General features: G+C 58.4%; 27 protein-coding genes. 15 read left to right on the top strand and 12 right to left on the bottom strand.

The window, feature by feature from the left end; all coding sequences use genetic code 11:
• Positions 1-119: 119 nt before the first annotated feature.
• The 6 genes from ACJ8PI_RS17240 to ACJ8PI_RS17265 form a co-directional block, all read right to left on the bottom strand.
• Positions 120-1,094 carry a TerC family protein gene (locus ACJ8PI_RS17240; RefSeq protein WP_033649013.1) on the bottom strand — a complete coding sequence of 325 codons (975 nt, stop codon included), beginning with the start codon at positions 1,092-1,094 and terminating at the stop codon, positions 120-122.
• 252 nt (positions 1,095-1,346) lie between these two features.
• A complete protein-coding gene (locus tag ACJ8PI_RS17245) occupies positions 1,347-2,078 on the bottom strand; it encodes a glutamine amidotransferase (RefSeq protein WP_164134673.1) in 732 nt (243 codons plus the stop codon).
• 1 nt (position 2,079) lies between these two features.
• The gene (locus ACJ8PI_RS17250; RefSeq protein ID WP_103799136.1) at positions 2,080-3,060 is read right to left on the bottom strand and encodes a Gfo/Idh/MocA family protein; all 981 of its coding nucleotides are present in this window, start codon (positions 3,058-3,060) and stop codon (positions 2,080-2,082) included.
• Positions 3,061-3,110: 50 nt separating this feature from the next.
• Positions 3,111-3,623 (bottom strand): M48 metallopeptidase family protein, encoded by a 513-nt coding sequence (locus ACJ8PI_RS17255; RefSeq protein ID WP_033636094.1) that lies wholly within the window; start codon positions 3,621-3,623, stop codon positions 3,111-3,113.
• Positions 3,616-3,939 carry a HigA family addiction module antitoxin gene (locus tag ACJ8PI_RS17260; protein WP_033636093.1) on the bottom strand — a complete coding sequence of 108 codons (324 nt, stop codon included), beginning with the start codon at positions 3,937-3,939 and terminating at the stop codon, positions 3,616-3,618. Before ACJ8PI_RS17260 ends, ACJ8PI_RS17255 begins: the two co-directional genes overlap by 8 nt.
• A 14-nt stretch (positions 3,940-3,953) precedes the next feature.
• Positions 3,954-4,244 (bottom strand): type II toxin-antitoxin system RelE/ParE family toxin, encoded by a 291-nt coding sequence (locus ACJ8PI_RS17265; RefSeq protein ID WP_164134672.1) that lies wholly within the window; start codon positions 4,242-4,244, stop codon positions 3,954-3,956.
• Positions 4,245-4,474: 230 nt separating this feature from the next.
• On the opposite strand from ACJ8PI_RS17265, the gene rlmG reads away from it, so the two are divergent.
• A complete protein-coding gene (gene rlmG / locus ACJ8PI_RS17270) occupies positions 4,475-5,614 on the top strand; it encodes a 23S rRNA (guanine(1835)-N(2))-methyltransferase RlmG (protein WP_164134671.1) in 1,140 nt (379 codons plus the stop codon).
• A gap of 193 nt (positions 5,615-5,807) precedes the next feature.
• Here rlmG and ACJ8PI_RS17275 read toward each other — a convergent pair whose 3' ends face one another.
• On the bottom strand, positions 5,808-7,829 hold the full coding sequence (locus ACJ8PI_RS17275; protein WP_164134670.1) for an oxidoreductase: 2,022 nt from the start codon (positions 7,827-7,829) through the stop codon (positions 5,808-5,810).
• Between the two features lie 307 nt (positions 7,830-8,136).
• On the opposite strand from ACJ8PI_RS17275, the gene ACJ8PI_RS17280 reads away from it, so the two are divergent.
• On the top strand, positions 8,137-9,756 hold the full coding sequence (locus ACJ8PI_RS17280) for an ABC-F family ATP-binding cassette domain-containing protein (RefSeq protein WP_164134669.1): 1,620 nt from the start codon (positions 8,137-8,139) through the stop codon (positions 9,754-9,756).
• A 15-nt stretch (positions 9,757-9,771) separates the two neighbouring features.
• Here ACJ8PI_RS17280 and pdxR read toward each other — a convergent pair whose 3' ends face one another.
• The gene (gene pdxR / locus ACJ8PI_RS17285; protein WP_033654788.1) at positions 9,772-11,262 is read right to left on the bottom strand and encodes a MocR-like pyridoxine biosynthesis transcription factor PdxR; all 1,491 of its coding nucleotides are present in this window, start codon (positions 11,260-11,262) and stop codon (positions 9,772-9,774) included.
• Positions 11,263-11,383: 121 nt separating this feature from the next.
• Here pdxR and ACJ8PI_RS17290 point away from each other — a divergent pair, with 121 nt between their 5' ends.
• The 3 genes from ACJ8PI_RS17290 to ACJ8PI_RS17300 are packed head-to-tail and all read left to right on the top strand — an operon-like array spanning position 11,384 to position 15,416.
• Complete coding sequence (locus ACJ8PI_RS17290; RefSeq protein ID WP_164134668.1) at positions 11,384-12,649, top strand: 4-aminobutyrate--2-oxoglutarate transaminase; 1,266 nt, start codon at positions 11,384-11,386, stop codon at positions 12,647-12,649.
• 12 nt (positions 12,650-12,661) lie between these two features.
• Entirely contained in the window at positions 12,662-14,116 is a 1,455-nt protein-coding gene (locus ACJ8PI_RS17295; protein ID WP_041036795.1) for an NAD-dependent succinate-semialdehyde dehydrogenase, read from the top strand.
• A gap of 58 nt (positions 14,117-14,174) precedes the next feature.
• Positions 14,175-15,416, top strand: a complete 1,242-nt coding sequence (locus ACJ8PI_RS17300) for an aromatic amino acid transport family protein (protein WP_039569357.1) — start codon at positions 14,175-14,177, stop codon at positions 15,414-15,416.
• Between the two features lie 73 nt (positions 15,417-15,489).
• Here the strand turns inward: ACJ8PI_RS17300 and yfcF are convergent, their stop codons facing one another.
• Positions 15,490-16,125: a glutathione transferase gene (gene yfcF / locus ACJ8PI_RS17305; protein ID WP_041036793.1), complete on the bottom strand. Its 636-nt coding sequence runs from the start codon at positions 16,123-16,125 to the stop codon at positions 15,490-15,492.
• A 171-nt stretch (positions 16,126-16,296) separates the two neighbouring features.
• Between yfcF and ACJ8PI_RS17310 the strand changes: the two genes are divergently transcribed.
• Positions 16,297-17,013 (top strand): HPP family protein, encoded by a 717-nt coding sequence (locus tag ACJ8PI_RS17310; RefSeq protein WP_049234204.1) that lies wholly within the window; start codon positions 16,297-16,299, stop codon positions 17,011-17,013.
• Here ACJ8PI_RS17310 and aac(6') read toward each other — a convergent pair whose 3' ends face one another.
• The gene (gene aac(6'), locus ACJ8PI_RS17315) at positions 17,014-17,454 is read right to left on the bottom strand and encodes an aminoglycoside 6'-N-acetyltransferase (RefSeq protein ID WP_164134667.1); all 441 of its coding nucleotides are present in this window, start codon (positions 17,452-17,454) and stop codon (positions 17,014-17,016) included. It lies immediately after the preceding gene.
• A 419-nt stretch (positions 17,455-17,873) separates the two neighbouring features.
• Here aac(6') and ACJ8PI_RS17320 point away from each other — a divergent pair, with 419 nt between their 5' ends.
• On the top strand, positions 17,874-18,995 hold the full coding sequence (locus tag ACJ8PI_RS17320) for a PIN domain-containing protein (RefSeq protein ID WP_319861407.1): 1,122 nt from the start codon (positions 17,874-17,876) through the stop codon (positions 18,993-18,995).
• A gap of 96 nt (positions 18,996-19,091) precedes the next feature.
• Here ACJ8PI_RS17320 and ACJ8PI_RS17325 read toward each other — a convergent pair whose 3' ends face one another.
• Positions 19,092-20,090: a phage integrase gene (locus ACJ8PI_RS17325; RefSeq protein ID WP_319861406.1), complete on the bottom strand. Its 999-nt coding sequence runs from the start codon at positions 20,088-20,090 to the stop codon at positions 19,092-19,094.
• Complete coding sequence (locus ACJ8PI_RS17330) at positions 20,090-20,677, bottom strand: phage repressor protein CI (protein WP_193168753.1); 588 nt, start codon at positions 20,675-20,677, stop codon at positions 20,090-20,092. Before ACJ8PI_RS17330 ends, ACJ8PI_RS17325 begins: the two co-directional genes overlap by 1 nt.
• Positions 20,678-20,812: 135 nt before the next feature.
• Here ACJ8PI_RS17330 and ACJ8PI_RS17335 point away from each other — a divergent pair, with 135 nt between their 5' ends.
• From ACJ8PI_RS17335 to ACJ8PI_RS17370, 8 genes are all read left to right on the top strand, one after another.
• Positions 20,813-21,076 (top strand): hypothetical protein, encoded by a 264-nt coding sequence (locus tag ACJ8PI_RS17335; protein WP_072009646.1) that lies wholly within the window; start codon positions 20,813-20,815, stop codon positions 21,074-21,076.
• A 31-nt stretch (positions 21,077-21,107) separates the two neighbouring features.
• Positions 21,108-21,617, top strand: coding sequence for a phage regulatory CII family protein (locus tag ACJ8PI_RS17340; RefSeq protein ID WP_319861405.1), 510 nt, complete (start codon positions 21,108-21,110; stop codon positions 21,615-21,617).
• A gap of 10 nt (positions 21,618-21,627) precedes the next feature.
• Positions 21,628-21,807, top strand: a complete 180-nt coding sequence (locus tag ACJ8PI_RS17345) for a phage filamentation protein Fil family protein (protein WP_319861404.1) — start codon at positions 21,628-21,630, stop codon at positions 21,805-21,807.
• Positions 21,808-21,818: 11 nt separating this feature from the next.
• Entirely contained in the window at positions 21,819-22,121 is a 303-nt protein-coding gene (locus ACJ8PI_RS17350) for a hypothetical protein (RefSeq protein ID WP_319861403.1), read from the top strand.
• 63 nt (positions 22,122-22,184) lie between these two features.
• The gene (locus ACJ8PI_RS17355; protein WP_319861402.1) at positions 22,185-22,427 is read left to right on the top strand and encodes a DUF2732 family protein; all 243 of its coding nucleotides are present in this window, start codon (positions 22,185-22,187) and stop codon (positions 22,425-22,427) included.
• Positions 22,427-22,738 (top strand): DUF5405 family protein, encoded by a 312-nt coding sequence (locus ACJ8PI_RS17360; protein WP_319861401.1) that lies wholly within the window; start codon positions 22,427-22,429, stop codon positions 22,736-22,738. The genes ACJ8PI_RS17355 and ACJ8PI_RS17360 overlap by 1 nt, the downstream gene beginning before the upstream one ends.
• A gap of 11 nt (positions 22,739-22,749) precedes the next feature.
• Positions 22,750-22,962, top strand: a complete 213-nt coding sequence (locus ACJ8PI_RS17365; RefSeq protein ID WP_442528141.1) for a TraR/DksA C4-type zinc finger protein — start codon at positions 22,750-22,752, stop codon at positions 22,960-22,962.
• Positions 22,902-23,075, top strand: a complete 174-nt coding sequence (locus ACJ8PI_RS17370) for a hypothetical protein (protein WP_319861437.1) — start codon at positions 22,902-22,904, stop codon at positions 23,073-23,075. Before ACJ8PI_RS17365 ends, ACJ8PI_RS17370 begins: the two co-directional genes overlap by 61 nt.
• Positions 23,076-23,079: the final 4 nt, after the last annotated feature.

Below are 23,079 nucleotides of genomic sequence, written 5' to 3' on the forward strand. Positions count from 1 at the left end.
TCTAAGCGCGGATCAACACTTGATAACATACTGGTTACATTTGTGTGATCGCAATAACGTTTGGCGTTTTGGGGGAATTGCCAAACAATCACGGGGCGACTAGCGCCCCGGATAACAGATTATGGTTGTTTATTCGCCAGTCGATCGTTGCGGCGATTGACCCAGGCGTTAATCAGCAAGGTGAGCGTCAGGATGCCCGCCACCACACCCAGCGATACGCCGATCGGGATGTGGAAGAAGTCGATAATCAGCATCTTGATGCCGATAAACACCAGGATCACCGAGAGGCCGTATTTCAGCATCGAGAAACGCTCCGCCACGTTGGCCAGCAGGAAGTACATGGCGCGCAGGCCCATGATGGCGAACAGGTTGGAGGTCAGGACGATGAACGGGTCAGTGGTCACGGCGAAGATCGCCGGAATGCTGTCCACCGCGAAGATCACGTCGCTCAGCTCTACCAGGATCAGCACCAGCACCAGCGGGGTGGCGAACAGGATGCCGTTGCGGCGCACGAAGAAGCGCTCGCCTTCCAGGTTGTCGGTCATGCGCAGGTGGCTGCGCAGCCATTTCACCAGCGGCTTGTCGCCGATCGCCGAGTCATCTTCCTTCGCCAGCGCCATTTTGATACCGGTGAACAGCAGGAAGGCGCCGAACAGATACAGCAGCCACTGGAATTGGCTGACCAGCCAGCTGCCGGCGAAGATCATAATGGTACGCAGCACGATCGCCCCCAGCACGCCGTAGATCAGCACCCGCCGCTGCAGGTTGGCCGGCACGGCGAAGTAGCTGAACAGCATCAGCCAGACGAACACGTTATCCACCGCCAGCGCTTTTTCGATCAGGTAGCCGGTAAGGAAGGCCAGCGCCTGGGTATCGGCGACGGCGCGCCCGGCGGTTTCATTCAGGTAGTACCAGAAACCGAAATTGAACAGCAGGGAGAGGCTGACCCACACCAGCGACCAGCTGGCGGCCTGCTTCATAGACATGGTGTGCGCGCCTTTACGGCCCTGCAACAGGAGATCGATTGCGAGCATCACGACTATGACGGCGGCGAAGCTGCCCCATAACCACGGTGTGCCAACGGAATTCATCATCAGAGGTATCCTTCAAAAACAAAAACGGCCAACGTCGGAAGACGCCAGCCGCTCTGTGAACGCTGCAAGCAAACCTCGCCTTCCGGCAAGGTCTCACTTACAACGTTGATGAAGGTGGTTACACCTTTGACATCAGGTTGCCCGGTAACCGGATGCTTGCGCATCGTAATGACGATTGACCGGCAATGAAGTTACTCCCCTTTGCAGAGCAGAAAGTAATGCAAAATGTGTCGGCGGTCAACGTGAATCGCGTTAGCCGGCCATCGCTTTTTGCGCGCCGAGGCTGACGACGAATCCCTGCAGCAGCAGGCGGCTGAACGGCGTGTCGCTAACCTGTTGTTGTTGCTGTTGATAGCGGGCTTGCTGCTCGGGATGCAGTTCGCCGAGCCACTGCAGATACTGGCTCATCACCGCGCCGTTGAATTCCGGGTGGAACTGGGTGGTCAGAGCGTGATCGCCATAGCGCAGGATCTGGTGCGCGTCCTGCTGCGAACGCGCCAGCTTCTGCGCGCCGGCGGGCGGCGTCAGCACGCTCTGCGAGTGGATAAGATTGGCCTTGAATCGCGGCGGCAGCAGGGTGAGCCGCCGATCGTCGGCCGCGGCGGGCAGCAGTTCGATCTCCAGCGTGCCGACCTCCATGCCCTGCGGGTGATAGCCCACTTCGCCGCCGAGCGCGTAGGCCAACAGCTGGTGGCCGTAGCAGACGCCGAACAGCGGCAGTTTGATCGCCATCGCCTGACGCAGCCATTCGGCGGCCGCCTCGCTCCACGGCAGCCGTTCGGTCACCATCGCCGGCGAGCCGGTGATGACCACGCCGCAATAGGCGGCCGGCGGCAACGGCCGGTCGCCGGCGGGCAGATGCACGATGTGCGCGCGTTCGGCGTCGATGTTGCCCTGTTGCAGGAACATGCCTTCAAAGTTGGCCAATTCCTGACGAATGGCCTGCGGCGCGTCGCCGGTTTGCATCACGAGCAGCGGTTTCATCTCATTCTCCGTCGGCGGGGAAAACGACGCCGGTCTGGCGGCGGATGTCGGTCAGCAGGCGGGCGACGATCAGCGAATTTTCCAGCCCTGGATGTTCCACCTGACGCTGTTCAACCAGCTCGGCGAAGGCCAGCGCTTCATACAACATGGTGTTGATGTGCTGCGTCTGGCTCAGGTCCTGCCGGTTGCCGCCGCGCGGCGTCAGCGCCACGCCCTGGCACTCGGAAATCTTGTCGATAATCAGCGTGCCTTCTTCCCCCTGGATCTCGCTGGGGAGTGCCGAGTCGCTGACCTTGGAATGGGAAAGCGTGACGTCGAAATCACCGTAGTTCAGGCAGACGGTGCCGTGGGCGTCCACGCCGGTATCGAGCAGCGTGGCGCTGGCCAGCACCGACTGCGGCGCGCCGAACAGCGCCACCGCGCTGGCCAGGCAGTAGTAGCCGATGTCCATGATCGACCCGTTGGAAAACTGCGGGTTAAAGGTGTTGGGATTCTCGCCGGCGAGGTAGCGCGGGTAGCGCGAAGAGTATTGGCAATAGTTGATAAAGGCTTTGCGCAGCCGGCCGACCTTCGGCAATGCCTGTTGCAGCGCCAGGAAATTCGGCAGATAGGCACTTTTGAACGCCTCGAACAGCACCACCTGGTTTTCCCGCGCGCAGGCGACCAGTTGTTCCGCTTCGCGCTGGTTGGAGACCAGCGGTTTTTCGCAGATCACGTGCTTTTTATGGCGCAGGAACAGCAGCGATTGCGGGCAGTGCAGGGAATTGGGGCTGGCGATATACACCGCGTCTATGGCGTCAGACTGCGCCATCGCCTCGAGCGAGTCGAAAAACTGCGTGACCTGATAGTTGGCGCCAAATGCCTGCGCCTGTTCCAGCGAGCGTGAATACACGGCGCTCAGCTTGAGTTTGCCGCTTTCATGGGCGGCATCGATAAAACGTTCCGTAATCCAGTTGGTGCCGACGACGGCAAAGCGAATCATGGCGAGCTCCGGTCCAGGCCTAAAACCGCAGATTATCACGCCCTCACTCGCTATGCATACAGCTCGCCGAACAGCGAAAGGTGCGTCAGATACAGCCGGGTATCGAACTCCAGCTGGTGGTAATCCGGCTCCATATGGCAGCACAGGCTGTAGAACGCCTTGTTGTGATCTTTCTCTTTCAGGTGCGCCAGCTCATGCACCACGATCATGCGCAAAAAGGGTTCGGGCGCGACCTTGAACACCGTCGCCACGCGGATTTCCGCCTTGGCCTTCAGTTTGCCGCCCTGCACGCGCGAGATGGCGGTGTGCAGGCCAAGCGCGTGCTTCATGACGTGGATCTTGCTGTCGTAGGCCACCTTGCTCAGCGGCTGGGCGTTGCGCAGATACTGGTTTTTCAGATCGACGGTAAACTGATACAGCGACTTGTCGGTGGTGCAGCCGTGCACCTGCGGGTAGCGCTGCAGCAGCACGTCTCCCAGCCGGTTTTGATGGATCAGTTGCTGCACCTGGCTTTGCAGATGCGTTGGGTAGCCTTGCAGGTAGGCGAGTTCGGTGTCATGCATGAGTAATATTGCGCCCCAGTATTTCTTTGATTGGCCGCAGCCGCACACGCTGCGCATCGGACTGTCTGGCTTCCCAGCGATCGTGTGCCGCCTGCAGGTTTAGCCAAAAGTCAGCGGTCGTTTCGAACAGATCGGCAAACAGATTGGCCTCGGCAACGCTCATGCGTCGATGCCCGTTGCACAGGCGATTGACAGTAGCGCGGGTGACGCCCAATACCTTTGCCAGTTCCTCCTGGCCGATGCCTAGCGGCGTTAAATATTCTTCCTGCAGCACTTCTCCCACCGTGGTGGGTTCGCGAGTCGTGGTTTCCAACATAGGTTCCCCCTCGTTCAGGTATCTTGGTGAGGATCGAGGTAAATTTTTTCAGCGGCATCATGCCGCCACTGGAACATCAGCCGCCAGTGCATATTGACGCGCAGGCTTGACCACCCCTGAAATGGCCCGAATAGCCGTTTGTAATAGTTACCCGTGGGGTGATGCAAATCACGCTCTTGCTGCGCGGCGGTCAACATATCGAGTTTTCTGGCCAACTGCCGCTCGAGCGTACCGGGGATCAGACGGCTGCGTCTGCCTCCCAGATAGAACTGCTCCAGGTAGCGATCGCGGAAAGATTTAATCATGCTTTCCCCCTTCCATAGGGACTGGCAGTGTAACATTTAAAGTTACACCCCGTCAGGTTAAAAAAACGTCGACATGGGTGCTCGGGAGGGAAAGATTAATGTTGTTCAAGGAGAAAAGGAGCGCGGGTTTTCAGATACGCGGCGCAATACGCAATTTATCCGAAAAAACATTTTACTGACGGGCGTTTTTAGGGGATAAACAGCCCAAATTTTATCAGTCAGGAGGGGCAATGAGCCAACTCGATCTGGGAACACAGCAACTTGAGCTGGAGCGTTATCCCCAACAGGAAGAATCCACCCAACTGCAGGCGTGGGAAGCGGCGGACGAATATCTGCTGCAACAGCTTGAAAACGTAGATATCGGCGGCCGTCCGGTGCTGATTTTCAACGATAACTTCGGCACCCTGGCCTGTGCGCTGCACGCGCATCGCCCTTACAGCGTCAGCGACTCCTACATGAGCCAGCTGGCGACGCGCCACAACCTCAAGCTCAACAGGCTGGATCCCGAGCAGGTTACGCTGCTGGACAGCCTGGCCGAGCTGCCGGCGGCGCCGGCGGTGGTGTTGATTCGCGTGCCGAAAGCGCTGGCGCTGCTGGAGCAGCAGCTGCGCGCGCTGCGCCACGTCGTGACCGAAGACACGCTGATCGTCGCCGGCGCCAAGGCGCGCGACGTACATACCTCGACGATGCAGCTGTTTGAAAAGGTGCTGGGCCCGACGCGCACCAGCCTGGCGTGGAAGAAAGCGCGCCTGATCTTCTGCCAGGCGGCGGACATCGTCCCGCCGGCGGTGGCGGAAACCACCGACTGGCCGCTGGACGGCACCGATTGGCTTATCCATAACCACGCCAACGTCTTCTCGCGCGGCAGCCTGGATATCGGCGCGCGCCTGTTTATGGAGCATCTGCCGCGCGGCCTGAACGGCCATATCGTCGATCTGGGCTGCGGCAACGGCGTGATTGGCCTGACGGCGCTGGCGCAAAACCCGGAAGCGCAGGTGACCTTCGTCGATGAATCTTACATGGCGGTGGCCTCCAGCGAACTGAACGTGGAGCACAACCTGCCGCAAGAGCTGGATCGTTGCCAGTTTGAGGTGAACAATTCGCTGGCGGGCATCGAGCGCGAAAGCGTGCAGGCGGTGCTGTGCAACCCGCCGTTCCACCAGCAGCACGCCATTACCGATCACACCGCCTGGCAGATGTTCTGCGACGCCAAGCGCTGTCTGCAGGTGGGCGGCGAATTGCGCATCGTCGGCAACCGCCACCTCGACTATCACCAGAAGCTCAAGCGTCTGTTCGGCAACTGCACGCTGGTGGCCTCGAACAAGAAGTTCGTGATCTTGAGAGCGGTGAAATCCGGCGCGCGTCGCTGAGCGTGATGACCAAGGGCGCTGTGCGCCCCTCATGCTGTTGACAAAGGGGGGAAAAAGCGTGGTTTTTCCCCCTTTGTGGTTATCAGCCGAAAATCAATAAATTGATTTTCCTTGTTTTCTATTCGCTGCTCTCTGCCACCCGGCATGGGGATGAGGTTTGTCATCAATGTCAGGGGCGCTGTGCGCCCCTTTTTTACAGCGCCATCGCCAGCCGCGTCCCCTGATCGATCGCGCGGCGGGCATCCAGCTCGGCGGCCACGTCGGCGCCGCCGATCAGATGCACGGTTTTCCCCATCGCCAGCAGCGGCTGCTGCAGCTCGCGGCGCGGTTCCTGCCCGGCGCAGATGACCACCGTGTCCACCGGCAGGCAGCTGTCCTGCTCGGCGCGGGTGATGTGCAGCCCTTCGTCGTCGATCAGCCGATAGCTGACGCTGTTGAGCATCTTCACGCCGCGCATCGCCAGGCTGGCGCGATGGATCCAACCGGTGGTTTTCCCCAGGCCTTCACCCACTTTGCTAGTTTTGCGCTGCAACAGGTAGATTTGCCGCGCGGCGCGCGGTGCCTGTGGCCCTTGCGCCGCCAGCCCGCCGCGCTGCTCAAGGCGGCCGTCGATGCCCCATTCGCGGTTGAATTCCGCCTGATCCAGGCTGCTGGACACGCCGTGCTGGCTGAGGTACTCGGCGGTGTCGAAGCCGATGCCGCCGGCGCCGACGATCGCCACCCGCTGGCCGACCGGTTTTTTATCGCGCAGCACGTCCAGATAGCTCAGCACCTTGGCGTGGCCGATGCCGGGGATGTCCGGGGTGCGCGGCACGATGCCGCAGGCGAGGATCACTTCGTCGAATTCGCTTAAATCCGCCGCCTCGACCTTGACGCCCAGCCTGACCGTCACTTCGCGCAGCGCCAGCTGGCGACGGAAGTAACGCAGGGTTTCATGGAATTCTTCCTTGCCGGGGATCTGCTTGGCGATGTTGAACTGGCCGCCGATCTGCTCGGCGGCGTCGAACAGCGTCACCTGATGGCCTCGGCTGGCGGCGGTGGTGGCGAAGGCCAGCCCGGCGGGGCCGGCGCCGATCACCGCCAGTTTTTTCGGTTTCTCCGTCATTGTCAGAGGCATTTCGGTTTCGCGGCAGGCGCGCGGGTTGACCAGGCAGGAAGTCAGCTTGCCTTCAAAAATCTGGTCGAGACAGGCCTGGTTGCAGCCGATGCAGGTATTGATCTCGTCGGCGCGCCCCTCGGCGGCTTTCTGCACAAAGGCGGCGTCGGCGAGGAACGGACGCGCCATCGACACCATGTCGGCGCAGCCGTCCGCCAGCACTTGCTCGGCCACCGCCGGATCGTTGATGCGGTTGGTGGTGATCAGCGGGATGCTGACCTTGCCCATCAGCTTGCGGGTCACCCAGCTGAATCCGGCGCGCGGCACCATGGTAGCGATAGTCGGAATACGCGCTTCGTGCCAGCCGATGCCGGTATTGATGATCGTGGCGCCCGCCTGTTCAACCGCCAGCGCCAGCTGTTCGATCTCCTGCCAGCTGGAGCCGTCTTCCACCAGATCGAGCATCGACAGCCGGTAGATCAGAATGAACTCCGCGCCCACCGCCTGGCGCACTGCCCTGACGGTCTCGACCGCGAAGCGCATACGGTTAGTGAAGCTGCCGCCCCATTGGTCGTCGCGCTGATTGGTGCGCGTCGTCAAGAATTGGTTGATCAGATAGCCTTCGGATCCCATCACTTCCACGCCGTCGTAGCCGGCCTGCTGCGCCAGCGCCGCGCAGCGGGCGAAGTCAGCGATGGTCTGCTTGATCTCCGCTTCGCTGAGCGCGCTCGGCGTAAACGGGTTGATCGGCGCCTGCAGGGCGGAAGGGGCGACCAGCTTGGGTTGATAGCTGTAGCGGCCGGTGTGCAGGATCTGCAGCGCAATTTTGCCGCCCGCCCGGTGGACGGCTTCGGTCACCGGGCGGTGGTGAGGCAATTGCTCCTCGCTGTTGAGGATCGAACCGCCGCGAAAAACCACGCCCTGTTCGTTCGGGGCGATGCCGCCGGTGACGATCAGCGCCACGCCGGCGGCGGCGCGCTCGGCATAGAACGCGGCCAGGCGCTGCGGGCCGTCGGGCAGCTCTTCCAGGCCGGTATGCATCGATCCCATCAGCACCCGGTTTTTCAGGGTAGTGAAGCCGAGATCCAGCGGCGCCAGCAGGTGAGGGTAATTGCTCATTGCACTCTCCATCGGGTGAAATCGGGGCCCGTTGTTATAATTATGTGAACACAAGTGGTCGGATGAGATAAATCTAGCCGTTGTCGCGCCGCTTGGGAATCTGCGTTGCGCCGAATGTGATAGACGTCATGAATCTCAGACACTGTTTGCATAACGAACAAAAGATCGGTTAACCTTTGCGCGTTGCAAATTCCTTCTCTCTGCGGAGCCATAACCGAAAATGAACAACCACACCTGTTGATATCTGGTCCCACGCCGTGCGCTCCCGCGCCCTGTGGGGATGTTTTGATCTCATTCAGGAGTGCTTATGGCTCATTTTGCGCAGTCCCCTTATTTCGTTTTACATCAACTGACCTGCCAATTTGCTGACGGCGAAACGCTGTTCGGCCCGCTGGATCTCGCTTTCGATCGGCAGCGCTGCGGCCTGGTAGGGCGCAACGGCGTCGGCAAAACCCAGCTGCTGCGCCTGATCGCCGGGCTGGATCGGCCGGGCAACGGGCACGTCGAATCCCATGCCGCATTGGCTTACGTTGCGCAGCAGCCGGAGATCGCGGCCGACACCACGCTGGCGCAGCTGCTGGGCTACGGCGAGGTGTTCGCCGCGCTGGCGCGCATCGAGCAGGGGCTGCCGCTGGCGGACGACATCGATCGTCTGGAAGGGCGCTGGGATCTCAACGATCGCCTGCAAAGCGCCTTCGCCGCCGCCGGGCTGCCGGCCTTCGATCCGTTGCGATCCGCATGCGATTTGAGCGGCGGCGAACGAATGCGCGCGGCGCTGTGCGGCGCTTTTCTGGGGGAGGCGGATTATCTGCTGCTGGACGAACCGACCAACCACCTCGACAGCGCCGGGCGCGCCTGGCTGTATCAGCAGCTGGAGCGGTGGCAGGGCGGGCTGCTGATCGCCAGCCATGACCGGCAACTGCTGGGGCGTATGGAGCGCATCGTCGAACTGACGCCCGGCGCGCTGCGCAGCTACGGCGGCAACTACGACGACTACCGCCGCCAGCGCGACACGGAGCAGCAGGCGGCGCGCGCCGATCTGGAGCATGCGCGCGAGGAGCGCCGCCGCACCCGCGCGCGTCAGCAGAAAGAGCACGACATGAGCCAGCGGCGCTCGGCGCAAACGCTGCGCGTCGTCGATACGCTCAATATCGCCTCTTTCGAGCGGGTGGCCTACAAATCGGCGGCGAAGGAGAGCCTCGGCACGCTGCGCAAACAGCATCAGGACCAGCGCGACAGCCTCGATGCGGCGGTGCGCGAGGCCTATCAGCGGGTGGAAGAGGAACAGCCGGTGTTGCTGGCGCTGCCGGGCAGCGAAGTGAGCGCGAACAAGCAGGTGCTGGTGCTCGAACAGCTGCAGCTGCCGTTCGTCAGCGCGCCGCCGCTGGATCTGCGGATCGACGGCCCGATGCGCGTGGCGTTGACCGGCCCTAACGGCTGCGGCAAGTCCACCTTGCTGAAGACCGTTCTCGGCCAGCTGGCGCCGCTTGCCGGCCATTGTCATTGTCCGTTGTCGACGGCCTATCTCGATCAAACCCTGTCGCAGCTCGACCCGAGCCTGTCGGTGATGGAGCATCTCGGGCTGCAGGATTCGCCGCTGGTGGAAGGCGCGTTGCGCACCCGGCTGGCGCAGTTGCAGCTTGGCGCCGATCGCATCGCGCTGCCGCTGGGTTCGCTGAGCGGTGGCGAACGGCTGAAGGCGGCGCTGGCCTGCGCGCTGTGGCGGCGGCAACCGGCGCAGCTGCTGTTGCTGGACGAACCGACCAACCACCTGGATCTGGCGTCGTCGCTGGCGATCGAAACCGCCCTGGCGGATTTCCCCGGCGCGATGCTGGTGGTGTCGCACGACGAAGATTTCCTGCAGGCGCTGCGGCCGACGCACCGTCTGCACCGGCAGGCGGACGGTTGGCGGCTTCAGGCCTGGTAACGCGCGAAGGCGGCCCTAAGGAGCCGCCTTTTTCATTTCGGGCGCGTTGATGCACGCCAGCAGCTGGGTGAAGGCGGCGGCCATCTGCTCTTCCGGTACGCAGGCAAACCCCATCAGCAGGCCGCGCCGGCGGTTGGGCTGCATGTAGTAGCGTGACAGCGGCCGCACCAGCACCCCGCGCGCGCCGGCGGCGGCGGCGATCGCCACGTCGTCGGCCTCGTCCGGCAGGTTGAGGATCAGATGCAGCCCGGCGTTGCTGTTGAACTCGCTGAGCGCCTGTTTGCCGAGGTGCTGTTCGATCAAGCCGGTCAGGAAGGCGCGCCGCCGGGCGTACAGCAACCGCATGCGGCGGATATGCGCGGTGTAATGCCCCGCCTGAATAAACTCCGCCAGCGCGCTCTGGATCAGCAGGTGCCCGCCGCGGTACAGCTCGGCGTGGGCGGTTTTCAGCGCCTGCACCAGCGGCGGCGGCAACACCACATAGCCGAGGCGCAGCGCCGGATAGAGCGTTTTGCTGAAGGTGCCGATGTAAATCACCGGCGCGTCGGCCTCCAGCCCTTGCAGCGCCGGGATCGGTTGGCCGGAAAAGCGGAATTCGCTGTCGTAATCGTCCTCGACGATCCAACCGCCGGCGTTGCGCGCCAGCGCCAGCAGCCGTTGGCGCCGCGCCAGGCTCATCACCGAGCCGAGCGGATACTGGTGCGACGGAGTGACGAAAATCAGGCGGGGCGGGGTGGTCGGCTGCTCCGGCGGCACCAGCCCGGCTTCGTCCACCGCCAGCGGGCAGATGTTCAGCGCATTGATGCGCAGGATATTGCGGATCCCCCAATAGCCCGGCTCTTCGATCCAGGCGTCATCCCCCGGATTACACAACATGCGCGTCACCAGATCGATCGCCTGATGAATGCCCTCGGTGATCAGGATCTGTTCCGGCGAACAACGCACCGAGCGCGCCACCCGTAAATACTCCACCAATGCATGCTGCAGCTCCGGGCTGCCGCCCTGATTGCTGTAGGTCAGCCGCTGCGGCGCCGGGCGGCGGCTGAGGCGCGCCTGGATCTTGCTGAACAGCTGATGGGGAAAGGCGTTGACGTCGGGCACGCCGGGAATGAACGCCCCCCACTGTTTGGGGCTGGCGCTGGCGTGGTGCAGCAGCGTGGCGCCGCGCTCGGACAGTTCGACGCGCCGCGGTTGCCCGCTGCCGTCGGCCGGCGCGCCGCCGGTGGAGAGGCAGCTGTCCGGCACCGTGTCGGCGACGAAGGTGCCGCTGCCAGCGCGCGCCGATACGTAGCCTTCCGCCAACAGTTGTTCATAAACGGTTAATACGGTGTTGCGGGACAGGCTGAGCTCCTGCGCCAGATCGCGCGAGGCGGGCAAGCGGCTGGAGGGCGGCAGGCTGCCGTCGAGAATGCTGGTGCGGATCGCGTTGTAAAGCCGCTTGTGCAGCTTGTCATCGGGCTGCTCGCCGAGGCGCTGCAGCAACAGATCACCACTCAATGAGCGCAATTGGATCCCTCAATTATTCTTAACTGGCACTCGATTATAGGGCCACATCCTGTGTAAATAAACGGCATTGTTTCACGAATGTGAACGAAACGTGTAACTGGCACCGACCGGAGAGAACAGCATGAAAAACGCAGAATTGAACCAACGCCGTCAGGACGCCACCCCGCGCGGAGTGGGCGTGATGTGTGGTTTTTACGCCGAGCGCGCAGAGAACGCTACGCTGTGGGATGTGGAAGGCAATGAAGTGATCGACTTCGCCTCGGGGATCGCCGTGCTGAACACCGGCCATCGCCACCCGAAGGTGATCGCCGCGATTGAAAAGCAGCTGCAGGCCTTCACCCACACCGCCTATCAGATCGTTCCTTACGAAAGCTATGTTTCGTTGGCGGAGCGCATCAACCAGCGCGCGCCGATCGCCGGCCCGTGTAAAACCGCCTTCTTCACCACCGGTGCGGAAGCGGTGGAAAACGCGGTGAAGATCGCCCGCGCCTACACCGGCCGCCCGGGGTTGATCACCTTCGGCGGCGGCTTCCACGGCCGCACCTACATGACCATGGCGCTGACCGGCAAAGTGGCGCCTTACAAACTGGGCTTTGGCCCATTCCCCGGCTCGGTGTTCCACGGCCAGTACCCGAACGCGCTGTACGGCGTGACCACCGAAGACGCGATGAACAGCCTGGATCGCTTGTTTAAAGCGGATATCGATCCCAAGCAGGTGGCGGCGATCGTGCTGGAGCCGGTGCAGGGCGAAGGCGGTTTCAACGTGGCGCCGGCCGACTTTATGCAGGCGCTGCGCGCGCTGTGCGACCAGCACGGCATTCTTCTCATTGCCGACGAAGTACAGACCGGCTTCGCCCGTACCGGCAAGCTGTTCGCCATGGAGCACTACAGCGTTAAACCGGATCTGATCACCATGGCGAAAAGCCTGGCGGGCGGCATGCCACTGTCGGCGGTGGCGGGCCGCGCCGAGGTGATGGACGCGCCGGCGCCGGGCGGGCTGGGCGGTACCTACGCCGGTAACCCGCTGGCGGTGGCCGCGGCGCACGCGGTGCTGGACGTGATCGACGAAGAGCAGCTGTGCCAGCGCGCCCAGCGTTTGGGGCAGCACCTGGTGGAAGTGTTGCAGCAGGCGCGCAAAACCAGCCCGGCGATTGCGGATGTGCGGGCGCAAGGTTCGATGGTGGCGGTGGAGTTCAACGATCCGGCCACCGGTAAACCATCTGCCGATATCACCCGTCAGGTTCAGCAGAAGGCGATGGAAGAAGGGCTGCTGCTGCTGAGCTGCGGCGTGAACGGCAACGTGATCCGCTTCCTGTATCCGCTGACCATCCCGGACGATCAGTTCACCAAGGCGATGGGCATCCTGTCCCGCGCGCTGGCTCACTAAGGAGCGAACGGCATGAAATTGAACAATCCCGAGCTGTTGCGCAGCCAGTGTCTGATCAACGGTGAATGGTGCGATGCCCTGAGCGGCAAGCGCGAAGCGGTGATCAACCCGGCCACCGGCGCCGAACTGGCCAGCATTCCGCTGGTCAGCGAAGAGGAAACCCAGCAGGCGATCGCGGCGGCGCAGCGGGCGCAAAACGACTGGAAACAGCTGACCGCCAAGCAGCGTTCTGTGCTGCTGTTGGCCTGGGCCGACAAGGTGCTGGCCGCACAGGAAGATCTGGCGCAGCTGATGACCGCCGAGCAGGGCAAATCGCTGGCGGAAGCGCGCGGCGAAGTGGCCTACGCCGCGTCGTTCATCACCTGGTTCGCCGAAGAAGCCAAGCGGGTGGACGGCGCGGTATTGCAGGCGCCGCAGGCTTCGCAGCGCCTGGTGGTGGTGAAGCAGCCGATCGGCGTGTGCGCGGCCATCACCCCGTGGAACTTCCCAGCGGCGATGATCACCCGCAAGGTGGCGCCGGCGCTGGCGGCGGGCTGCACCATCATCGTCAAACCGGCCGAGCAAACGCCGTTGACCGCGCTGGCGCTGGCCAAGCTGGCGCAGGACGCCGGCATTCCCGCCGGCGTGTTGCAGATGGTGACTGGGGAAGCGGCGCAGGTGGGCAAGGTGCTGTGCGACAGCCCGATGGTGCGCAAGCTGAGCTTTACCGGTTCGACCGAGGTCGGCCGCATTCTGATGGCGCAGTGCGCGCCGAGCATCAAGAAGCTGTCGCTGGAGCTGGGCGGCAACGCGCCGGTCATCGTGTTCGACGACGCCAATCTGGACGCGGCGGTGGCGGGCATCATGGCCTCCAAGTTCCGCAACAGCGGCCAGACCTGCGTCTGTGCCAACCGCATCTACGTGCAGGACGGCATCTACGAGCGGCTGGCGGAGAAACTGGTGGCGGCGGTCGAGCAGTTGAAAGTCGGCGACGGCAGCCAGGAAGGCACCACCCAGGGGCCGCTGATCGACAGCGATGCGGTAGCGAAGGTGCAGAGCCATATCGACGACGCGCTGATCAAAGGGGCGCAGATCGCCACCGGTGGCCAGCCGCACGCGCTGGGCGGTACCTTCTTCCAGCCGACGGTGGTGACCGGCGTGACGCAGAAAATGCGCTTCGCCAAAGAAGAGACCTTCGGGCCGGTGGCGCCGCTGTTCCGCTTCCATGACGAGGCGGAAGCCATCGCCATGGCCAACGACACCGAATTCGGCCTGGCCGCCTACCTGTTCACGCAGAACGCCGCGCGCCAGTGGCGCGTGCCGGAAGCGCTGGAGTACGGCATGGTCGGCATCAACACCGGGCTGATTTCCAACGAAGTGGCGCCGTTCGGCGGCGTGAAACAGTCAGGGCTCGGGCGTGAAGGATCGCGCTACGGGATAGAAGAATATCTGGAGCTGAAATACCTGTGTATCGATGTGAGCCGTTGAGCGTCAGGACGTTAACCCATCCCGGCGGCCAGCGTCGCCGGGCGATAAAGGATGATGCATGTCTGATAATACCTCTGTTTCTCCGGCGCTTGCCGCCGGGGTGCGAGCACCTGCACCCGCCAAATCGTTAAGTTTCCTTGAAGGGGTGGCGATGATCGTCGGCACCAATATCGGCGCCGGGGTGCTCTCCATCGCCTACGCCTCCAGCAAGGCCGGTTTCCTGCCGCTGCTGTTCTGGCTGGTGCTGGTGGGGAGCCTGACCACCATCACCATGCTGTACGTCGCCGAATCCACGCTGCGCACCCGCGCGCATCTGCAGCTGAGCGGGCTGGCGAAGCGCTACGTCGGCGGCCTGGGCGCCTGGCTGATGTTCGCTTCGGTGTGCGTCAACAGCGTCGGGGCGCTTACCGCCTACATGACCGGCAGCGGCAAGCTGCTGCAATCGCTGTTCGGCATCTCGCCGGCGCTGGGCAGCCTGCTGTTCTTCGTGCCTGCCGCCGGCGTGCTGTATCTCGGTTTGAAAGCGATCGGCCGCGGCGAGAAGTTCATCAGCATCGGCATGGTGGTGATGCTGACCGCGCTGGTGGCGGCGACGCTGCTGAAAGACACCACCCAGATGCGCAACCTGCTGGACGGCGACTGGCGCTTTATGGTGCCGGTGTTCAACGTGGTGGTGTTCTGCTTCTCGGCGCAGTACATCGTGCCGGAAATGGCGCGCGGCTTTGCCGACAAGCCGGAGCAGCTGCCGAAGGCGATCATCGTCGGCATGGCGGTGACCTTCATTTTGCTGGCGGCGGTGCCGATGTCGGTGATCGCGCTCAGCGGGCTGGATGGCATCTCCGACGTGGCCACCATCTCCTGGGGCCAGGCGCTGGGGCAGTGGGCGTTCTTCTCCGCCAACATCTTCGCGCTGTGCGCGATGCTGACTTCCTACTGGGGATTGGGCGGCAGCTTCCTGACCAATATTTTCGACAAGTTCAGGCTGGGCAACGACGAGCTGCCGCTGCGCCGCTTTGGCGTGCTGCTGCTGGTGGTGGTGCCGCCGTTCGCGCTGGCCTACAGCGGGCTGGTGTCGTTCGTCAACGCGCTCTACTTCGCCGGGGTGTTCAGCGGGGTGATCCTGTCGATCATGCCGATGCTGATCCTGCGCGGCGCGCGCAAACATGGCGACCAGACGCCGCGCTGGCAGTGCAACTGGATCACGCACCCGCTGCTGCAGATCAGCATTGTGCTGCTGTACCTGGCCAGCGCGGTGTACGCCATCGCTTCATTGTTAGGCTATCTGCCCTCTGGATGGTGATTTGCCTTCCCTCAAGCAGTGATGTTGTTTCTCGGCATTGAGAACGGCGGCGTCGTGGCCGCCGATTTTTTTCTTAGGCGCGCCGCTTTGCCGACAGCGCCAGCCAGGCCTGCACCGACGGGCGCTGCCACTGCTTGTGTGCATAGTGGCGCAGGCGCTCCGGCACCGGATCGCCGTGCATCACCAGCCGGTTGAGCATCAGCGCCAGATCGGTGTCGGCGATGCACCACTCCCTGAACAGATTATCCTGCCCATGGCTCAACAGCTTTTCGACGGCGTCGATCAGCTTGCGTGCGGCCCCCTGCGCGGCTTCGGACAGCGGCGGGAACTTGCCGTTGTTGAACACCACCTCGGTCGAGCGCTCGGCGCGGATCGGCTGCAGATCGCTGCGCAGCCAGGCCTGGATCTCGCGCGCCTTGGCGCGCAGCTTCACGTCGCGCGGGTACACGGCGTGGGCCGGATGGATGTCCTCCAGGTATTCGGCGATCGCCGAAGACTCCGAGAGCTGAAACTCGCCGATGGCCAGCGTCGGCACCCGGCGGGTGAGCGACAGCGCCGCGTAGGCCGCCTCTTTATTCTCTTCTTTCGCCAGATCCACCGTCTTCACGGTGAACGGAATGCCTTTTTCCGTCAGCACGACAAAGGCGGACATGGCGTACGGGCTGAAAAATTCACTGTCGGTGTAAAGCTCGGTGATCGGTTGAGACATCGGCGGTTCCTCGGGGTTAAGGGGAGAACATTCATCATTGTCGAGGGATGGCTAAAAATCAATCTGTTAGGCCAAAAGTTGTTTGATGCCGCGGCCTGCAGCGCCGTGAGTTCCTTCCGGATGATGTGATATATTTGTTGCCAACACGTGAATTGAGCCGTATTGGGTAACATGAAGACGCAGTGGATAGAGCGAGTGAAAGTGGGATGTGCGCGCCTGTGGCCGCACCCGCTGGCGGTGGGCAAGCGAGAGATGCTGATTTCCAGCGTCGGCGCCGGTTTGGGGCTGATGCTCGCCGGCTGGATCAGCCACTTTATTTTGGGCGAGGTGAACCTGTGGTTTATCGCGCCGATGGGCGCCTCGGCGGTGTTGCTGTTCGGCGTGCCCAACAGCCCGCTGGCGCAGCCCTGGTCGATCGTCGGCGGCAATGCGCTGGCGGCGACGGTGGGCGTCAGCGCCGGCCTGCTGATCCCCGATCCGGGGCTGGCCTGCGGCATAGCGGCGGCGGTGGCCATCGGCCTGATGTTCAAGCTGCGCTGCCTGCATCCGCCGGGTGGCGCGGTGGCGCTCACCGCTATCCTCGGCGGCCCCGGCATTCATCAGATGGGCTACCACTTCGTGCTGTACCCGGTGCTGCTGAACTCGGTGCTGCTGGCGGCGCTGGCCATTCTGTTCAATAACCTGGCCGGGCGACGCTACCCGCACGCGCTGGCGCCGGCGGAGGCCAAGCCGGCCAATCTGCCGATCGATGCCGTGTCCATCACCCGTGGCGATCTGCACGAGGCGCTGATGGAGGGGGATCTGTTCGATATCGACGAGGACGATTTGCAGGAGATCCTGCTGCGCGCCGAGCAGCTGGCGCATCAGCGGCAAAGCAAAATTGCCTGATCAGCCCAGCGTTTTGCGGTAAAACACTACTCGCTCCGTTTCGGCAAAGCCCAGCGCCGCATGCAGGCGCTGGGAGTCCAGATTGGCGATATCGGTATCCGACGCCAGCTCGCTGCATCCCTGTTGCTTCGCCCACTCCTGCACCTGCGCGATCAGGCGCGCGGCCCAGCCCTGGCGGCGGGCGCGTTCGGCGGTATAAATCCCTTCCAAAAACGCCACCGGCGACGATTCGCAGCCGTTGACGTAATCGTAGCGCAGCGCGACCTCGGCAAAGCCAACGAAAGCGCCGTCCAGCCTCCGCGCCATAAACGCGGTGTGGTGCGGTGAAGCCAGTATCTCGCGCATTTCCGCGCGGTGATCTTCAGGCGAGCCGGACGGCCACAGCGCGGTGCGCAGCGCCAGCCAGGCGTCGAGGTTGTCGTGGTCGCAGATGACGATCATGCGGGATCCTTATGGGTCGGAATAAACGAGAATGCCGAGAGAGAAGTGTGGCACGCAGGCGGGAAACAAAAAAGCCACCCCGGACAGGATGGCTTGTAAGGCTGTGAAAACAGCAAAAATTTGGTGGCCCCTGTTGGGTTTGAACCAACGACCAAGCGATTATGAGTTCCTACCATAACAACCGAAAATCAATAATTTACGTTGTTTATCATTGACATACATTGCCACTGTTTGCCAGCGATTGCTCTTTATTTGCCATTTCTATCGCCACTTTATCGCCATATGTTTAAGACTGCGAATCTGAGAAATTTATTCTTTGACTATTGGTGTGATGTTCATCACGATTTCGTGGTTTTTCATTCATTAGGCCAATGATAAAATTCGAACGAATCAAACCATCATAGATAGGAAGTTTTGCAATGAATGAGAAAAATTATACAGCGATAACTTTAGATACCTCAATATTTGATGGTAATGCATTAAAACTAGAGAAAGGTCTGCTTGGGAAATTAAAGCAATTTAATGATTCGCCGACGAAGTTTGTTCTGACAGATATCATCGTTAATGAGCTTGTAAAGCATTTGCATGAGAAAACTATTAATAGCAAAACATCTTTGCAAAAAGCGCTTGATGAGGCTAATGAGCATCTGTTCTTCGAAGGTAGCTTGTTGATTGATGCAAAACAGCAATTAATTGATAGTCCAGAAATAAATGATCTAGCGAATTCAAGAGTCAATGCATTCCTGAAGAGGACTGGAGCTATTGTTCTGGATTCTGCTGACTATGTTAGCGTTGCTGAATTAAGGGATAATTACTTTAATAATAAACCACCATTTGCAGTTACTGGGAAAAAGAAAAATGAATTCCCTGATGCTATAGCTTTACTTGCATTAGAGCATTGGGCGAAAGAAAATGGTGAGGTTATTTATGCTGTTGCAAAAGATGGAGATTGGAAAAGTTATTGTGAAGACTCGGAATGTCTTGATTATAATGAAAGTCTTGCTGATGCATTAGATTACTTCAATAATAAAGATGCGCCATTTATAGTGGTGAAAAAATTAGAGGCTGAATTCCAATTATTAAATGCTAGTAAATTTGGAGTGCAATTGAGAGGTCAGTTGGAAAGTGTATTTACTGGATACTATGTTGATCAAGATGCAGATTCACCTTTCAATTGGGAACCTGAAGGTGTTGATGTAACCTTTGAAGACTTCACAACATCTGATGATAAATTAAAACTAATTGAGAAAACTGAATCATCGATAGTTGTAGAAGCTTTGATTAATGTTGAACTGAATGCAGAAGGCACATTTTCACTTTATCAATATGACTCGATTGATCATGACCAATTATACTTAGATAGCGTTACAAAAGATGTAGAGGAGAGTTTTGAATGTAGAATTCTCATTACCTTTGAAGGTGACCTTGATAAGGCTAAAGAAGACATAGCTTACCTTGAAATAGATAATGTTGAGGTTATTGATAAATTGAAATCAATTCATTTTGGATACCTAGAATTAGAATATGATGATTATAATTAAATAAGTTTGCGATAAGCAGGTGGTTCTGCTTATCGCTTTTTATACCCTAAACCTTCATTTTTTAATGATTTTATTTTAACTGCTTGTTGATTTTAACTATAACTCGCTAAGTGGATTAAACTTTACTGCATCCTCTAAATGATCTGGAGCAAAGTGCGCATATCGCATCGTCATTTTGATATCAGTATGGCCGAGTACGCGCTGCAATACCAAAATGTTACCGCCATTCATCATAAAATGACTCGCGAAGGTGTGGCGCAAAACATGGGTAAGTTGTCCCGCTGGCAATTCAATATCTGTTCTTTCCAAAGCGGAACGAAATGCGCCATAGCAATCAGAAAAGAGCCGACCTTTTTTATCTTCAGGTAGAGAATTATAGAAGTCTTTGCTGATAGGTACGGTACGGTTTTTCCTACCCTTTGTGTTTGTATAAGTAATTTTGCATTCAGCGAGCTGCCTTTTACGCAATCCCTCAGCCTCAGACCATCTAGCACCAGTGGCGAGGCATATTCTCACAACGTTTTCTAAATCTGGATGCTCATGGCGTTTGCACTCTGCAAGCAGTATCCTGATCTGGTCTTGAGTGAGCCAAGCCATTTCCATTTCTTCTGTACGGAAGGGACGCATATTTTTTAAAGGGTTCTCACCTTTCCATTCTCCAAGGCGACTTAGCTCATTGAATACAGCCCGAAAGTAGGCTAATTCAAGATTAAGTGTGCGCGGAGAAACTACTTTCACGCGATTTGAGCGCGCATGCTCGCCTTTAAGCCTTTTTTCACGGTAGCGAGAGAACATCTGTGCATCAAAATCTCTTGCAAGCGGTTCACCCATGCAGTCAAAAGCGTGGTGCATTGCTAATTGACGTTTGAGACCATCTTTCAGAGTGATACCGTGGGCACTATACCAAGCGTCAACTAACTCTTTAAGAGTGCGTCTGTCTTCTTTTTCTTCCTGCCACGGGTTTTGAACCGTGTATTGCTCGAAGGCTAGGGCTTCACCTTTGGTGGCGAATTTTTTTCTGATACGTTTACCTTTCGCACCGTTCGGATAAAGTTCACAAACCCAGCCGCCAGCGGGATTTTTACGGACAGCCATCAATTAACCTCGCTGTATATTCCTACTACCCTACCAATCGCTTTTATCTCATCAATCCCGCACTCAAACGGTACTTTGCCGCCAGCCACATGTAACTTTTTTCCCGGTAGAACTGTTAACTCACGGATGCTTTTTGCCCCCTCAATATCTACAAGCCATGAGCCATCAGAGAGCGAGGCTTCAAGCTCAAGGAAGTGAATCACGTTGTCTGAACGGAGGCATTGTGGATTAAGGGGAACACGACTAAAGAGTGATTTTGAAATTCGCATTTCTGACTCATCAACTAGTTTTCCTTCACTCAATGTGAATGTCTTGATGAATAAATCCTCAGTTTTGAAAGCGGGCGGAGTTTTGCCATTTGCGAATTTATCTCCTTTCCCGGTAAGTAACCATCCAATGTCGGCTCCAGTTTCGAGGGCGCAATGGACGATAAAGTCATAGGAGATACTGCCCCGAGTGTAGCGGTTTTGCAGGGAACTGGCGGCGATGTTGAAGTGCCGGGCGAGCTGTATTTTTTGGGCGTAACCGTAGACATCACAAATCCTGTCTAAGACATGCTCGTTACTGATTCCTGAATCGATTTCCATAAAATTCACATCCACGTATTGACTGTTGCGGCTTTTGCGCATTAGTATGCGGCTAAACCTAAGGTAATTAATGGCAAATGTTGGCAAACGGATGACCATTAATTGCAAGTATTGGCAAATAGGGAATCATGCAATATGGCTTCTGAAATCGCAATCTTCAAAGTACCCGCACCGATCGTAACTACCGAGCAATTTGCCGAGTTGGAAGGTGTCTCTCTTCGAACTGTTTATCGTTGGACAACAGGAGACAACCCGCAGTTACCCATCGAACCCCGCACTATCCGTAAAGGCTGCACAAAAGCAGGTGGCCCGATCCGTATCTACTACGCCCGCTGGAAAGAAGATCAGTTACGTAAAGCGCTAGGCCATTCACGTTTTCAACTCGTCATCGGTGCGTGATTCACTTTAAGTGAATTTATGGGGGCAAAGTATGTTTGATTACGCCATTTCTAAACATCCGCACTTCGATGAAGCCTGCCGACAGTTTCCAGCACGCCACAATGTGACGGCGCTGGCTAAACATCTCGGCATGAACGTCCAGACGCTGCGCAACAAACTGAGTCCGGGTCAGCCGCATCAGCTCACTTGTGCTGAACTGCTGGCGATCACTGACGCTACAGAGGATTCCAGCCTGATTGATGCATTGCTGGCACAAATAAACTGCATGCCGTCCGTGCCCGTCAATGAGGCTTGCGCCGGGAATATTCCAACGTATGCACTGCAGGCTACGGCCGCAGTTGGCAGCGTTGCCGCCGCCGCCGTGCAGGGCGACCACAAAACGCCGGTACGCAAAAGCGCACTGCTTGAAAGCGTAAACACAGCGATCCGCCATTTGTCGCTGATCGGCCTGACCGTTCAGAACCGCATCCAATCAACCCCGGCTCTGGCCTCCACCGTTGACGTGATCAGCGGGCTGAGTGCTGTTGCTGGTTTAAGCTGAGGTGATCACCGTGGTTATTTCTATCGCTCCACTGCTGAAACAACAAAGCCCATCGCGACATTTTGGACACGGTTTTATTGAACTGCCGGGCGGCAAGCGCTGGCGCCCACGTCACGATCAGGCGGCCTTACTGCGCGGCCTGTCAACGGCTAAGCCTGTTTCACCGCTGCGCCGTTTGTTTTGCCGTTAATTGGGGCTGTCATGTTGTTGGCTACTGAAACACAAAAAGCGATCGGCATTAAGCGCATTTCACAGATTAAGCGTGAGCTGTTCCCTCATAAGCAGAATCAGGCGCAAGAGGCTTTTGATAAGTCGCCGGAACATATCCGCAGAACTCTTTGTTTTCATGCCGGGCTGAAAGAGCGGCATATAAAAATGAAGTTTGCAGAAATGAGTTATTCAGAGCGTAAACAAATTGTGTGGGCGCTGAATGACCTGATTGATTTATCAAAAACCTTGCCGCGATTTATCAGTGATGATGATTGCGAATTAAACGTTAATTAACTGCATTGCGTAATTCTGGCGTTAACCCGCCGGGCATCGCTTTGTCTGAAATAAGGGTTAAATATGTCGAATGTGATTTTTATAGGGTTAGACCCGGCAAAGGAAGGTGGCGATATTTCACAGGTGGCTGTGTTGCTTGATAACGCCCGCCTTGATGAGCGTAAGAACCAAGCCGATCTCGCCGCTGCTCGTTTGGTACGTTTGGCTGCACATATCTCTAAGAACGGCTTAACGGCTGCCGAGGCTGTAGAGCTGCTCCGCCAAGAGGCCGAGTCGATAGAGAATCAAGCGCAGGAGCTGCACTAATGGCTAACGTGGTTGAAGTTAATGGCACCTTCGCCATCATTAAAATTGAAGCGCAAGGGACTAACCCGGAAGCTTTAATTCTGGCGGATGTAAAAACAGACAAAGAAACCAAGGAGAAACATTATCCAACAAGAGCGGTTTACTCTAATGAGTTAAAGCTGATCTCTGACCTGATTAATTTATCCGTTAATCGAGGCGTATTTCATCAATCAATTACAAATATTAACGATGTCATTAAAGAATCGCACCGTGTCGCGGAATTAGGGCGACAGGCTCTAATTCAACTGAATAAAAAATCGGAGTTGCACTAATGGCCGATTTGATGGACTACGAACAGGAGCGGCAAGCGCTGGTTCTAAACGCGCAGATCGCCAACGCCCGCAAATCCTCTGCGCTGACTTCTGCTTTCGTTTGCGAAGAATGTGACGCTCCGATTCCTGCCGCACGCCGTGCTGCCGTTCCCGGCGTTGATACATGCGTAAGCTGTCAGCAGATCCGCGAGACGCAAAATCACCTTTACGCGGGGAAGGCATGACTGAGTTCTCTATTTTGTTCGGCCTGCTGGCATTGCTGGCAGGTCATTTTATTGCGGCTGATTTCAGTGATTCAGAATTTGTACGCAGACCAGAAAACCAAAATTACGATTAAGGAA

Source organism: Serratia sp. CY82433 (genome assembly GCF_052166535.1).
GTDB lineage: Bacteria > Pseudomonadota > Gammaproteobacteria > Enterobacterales > Enterobacteriaceae > Serratia > Serratia sarumanii.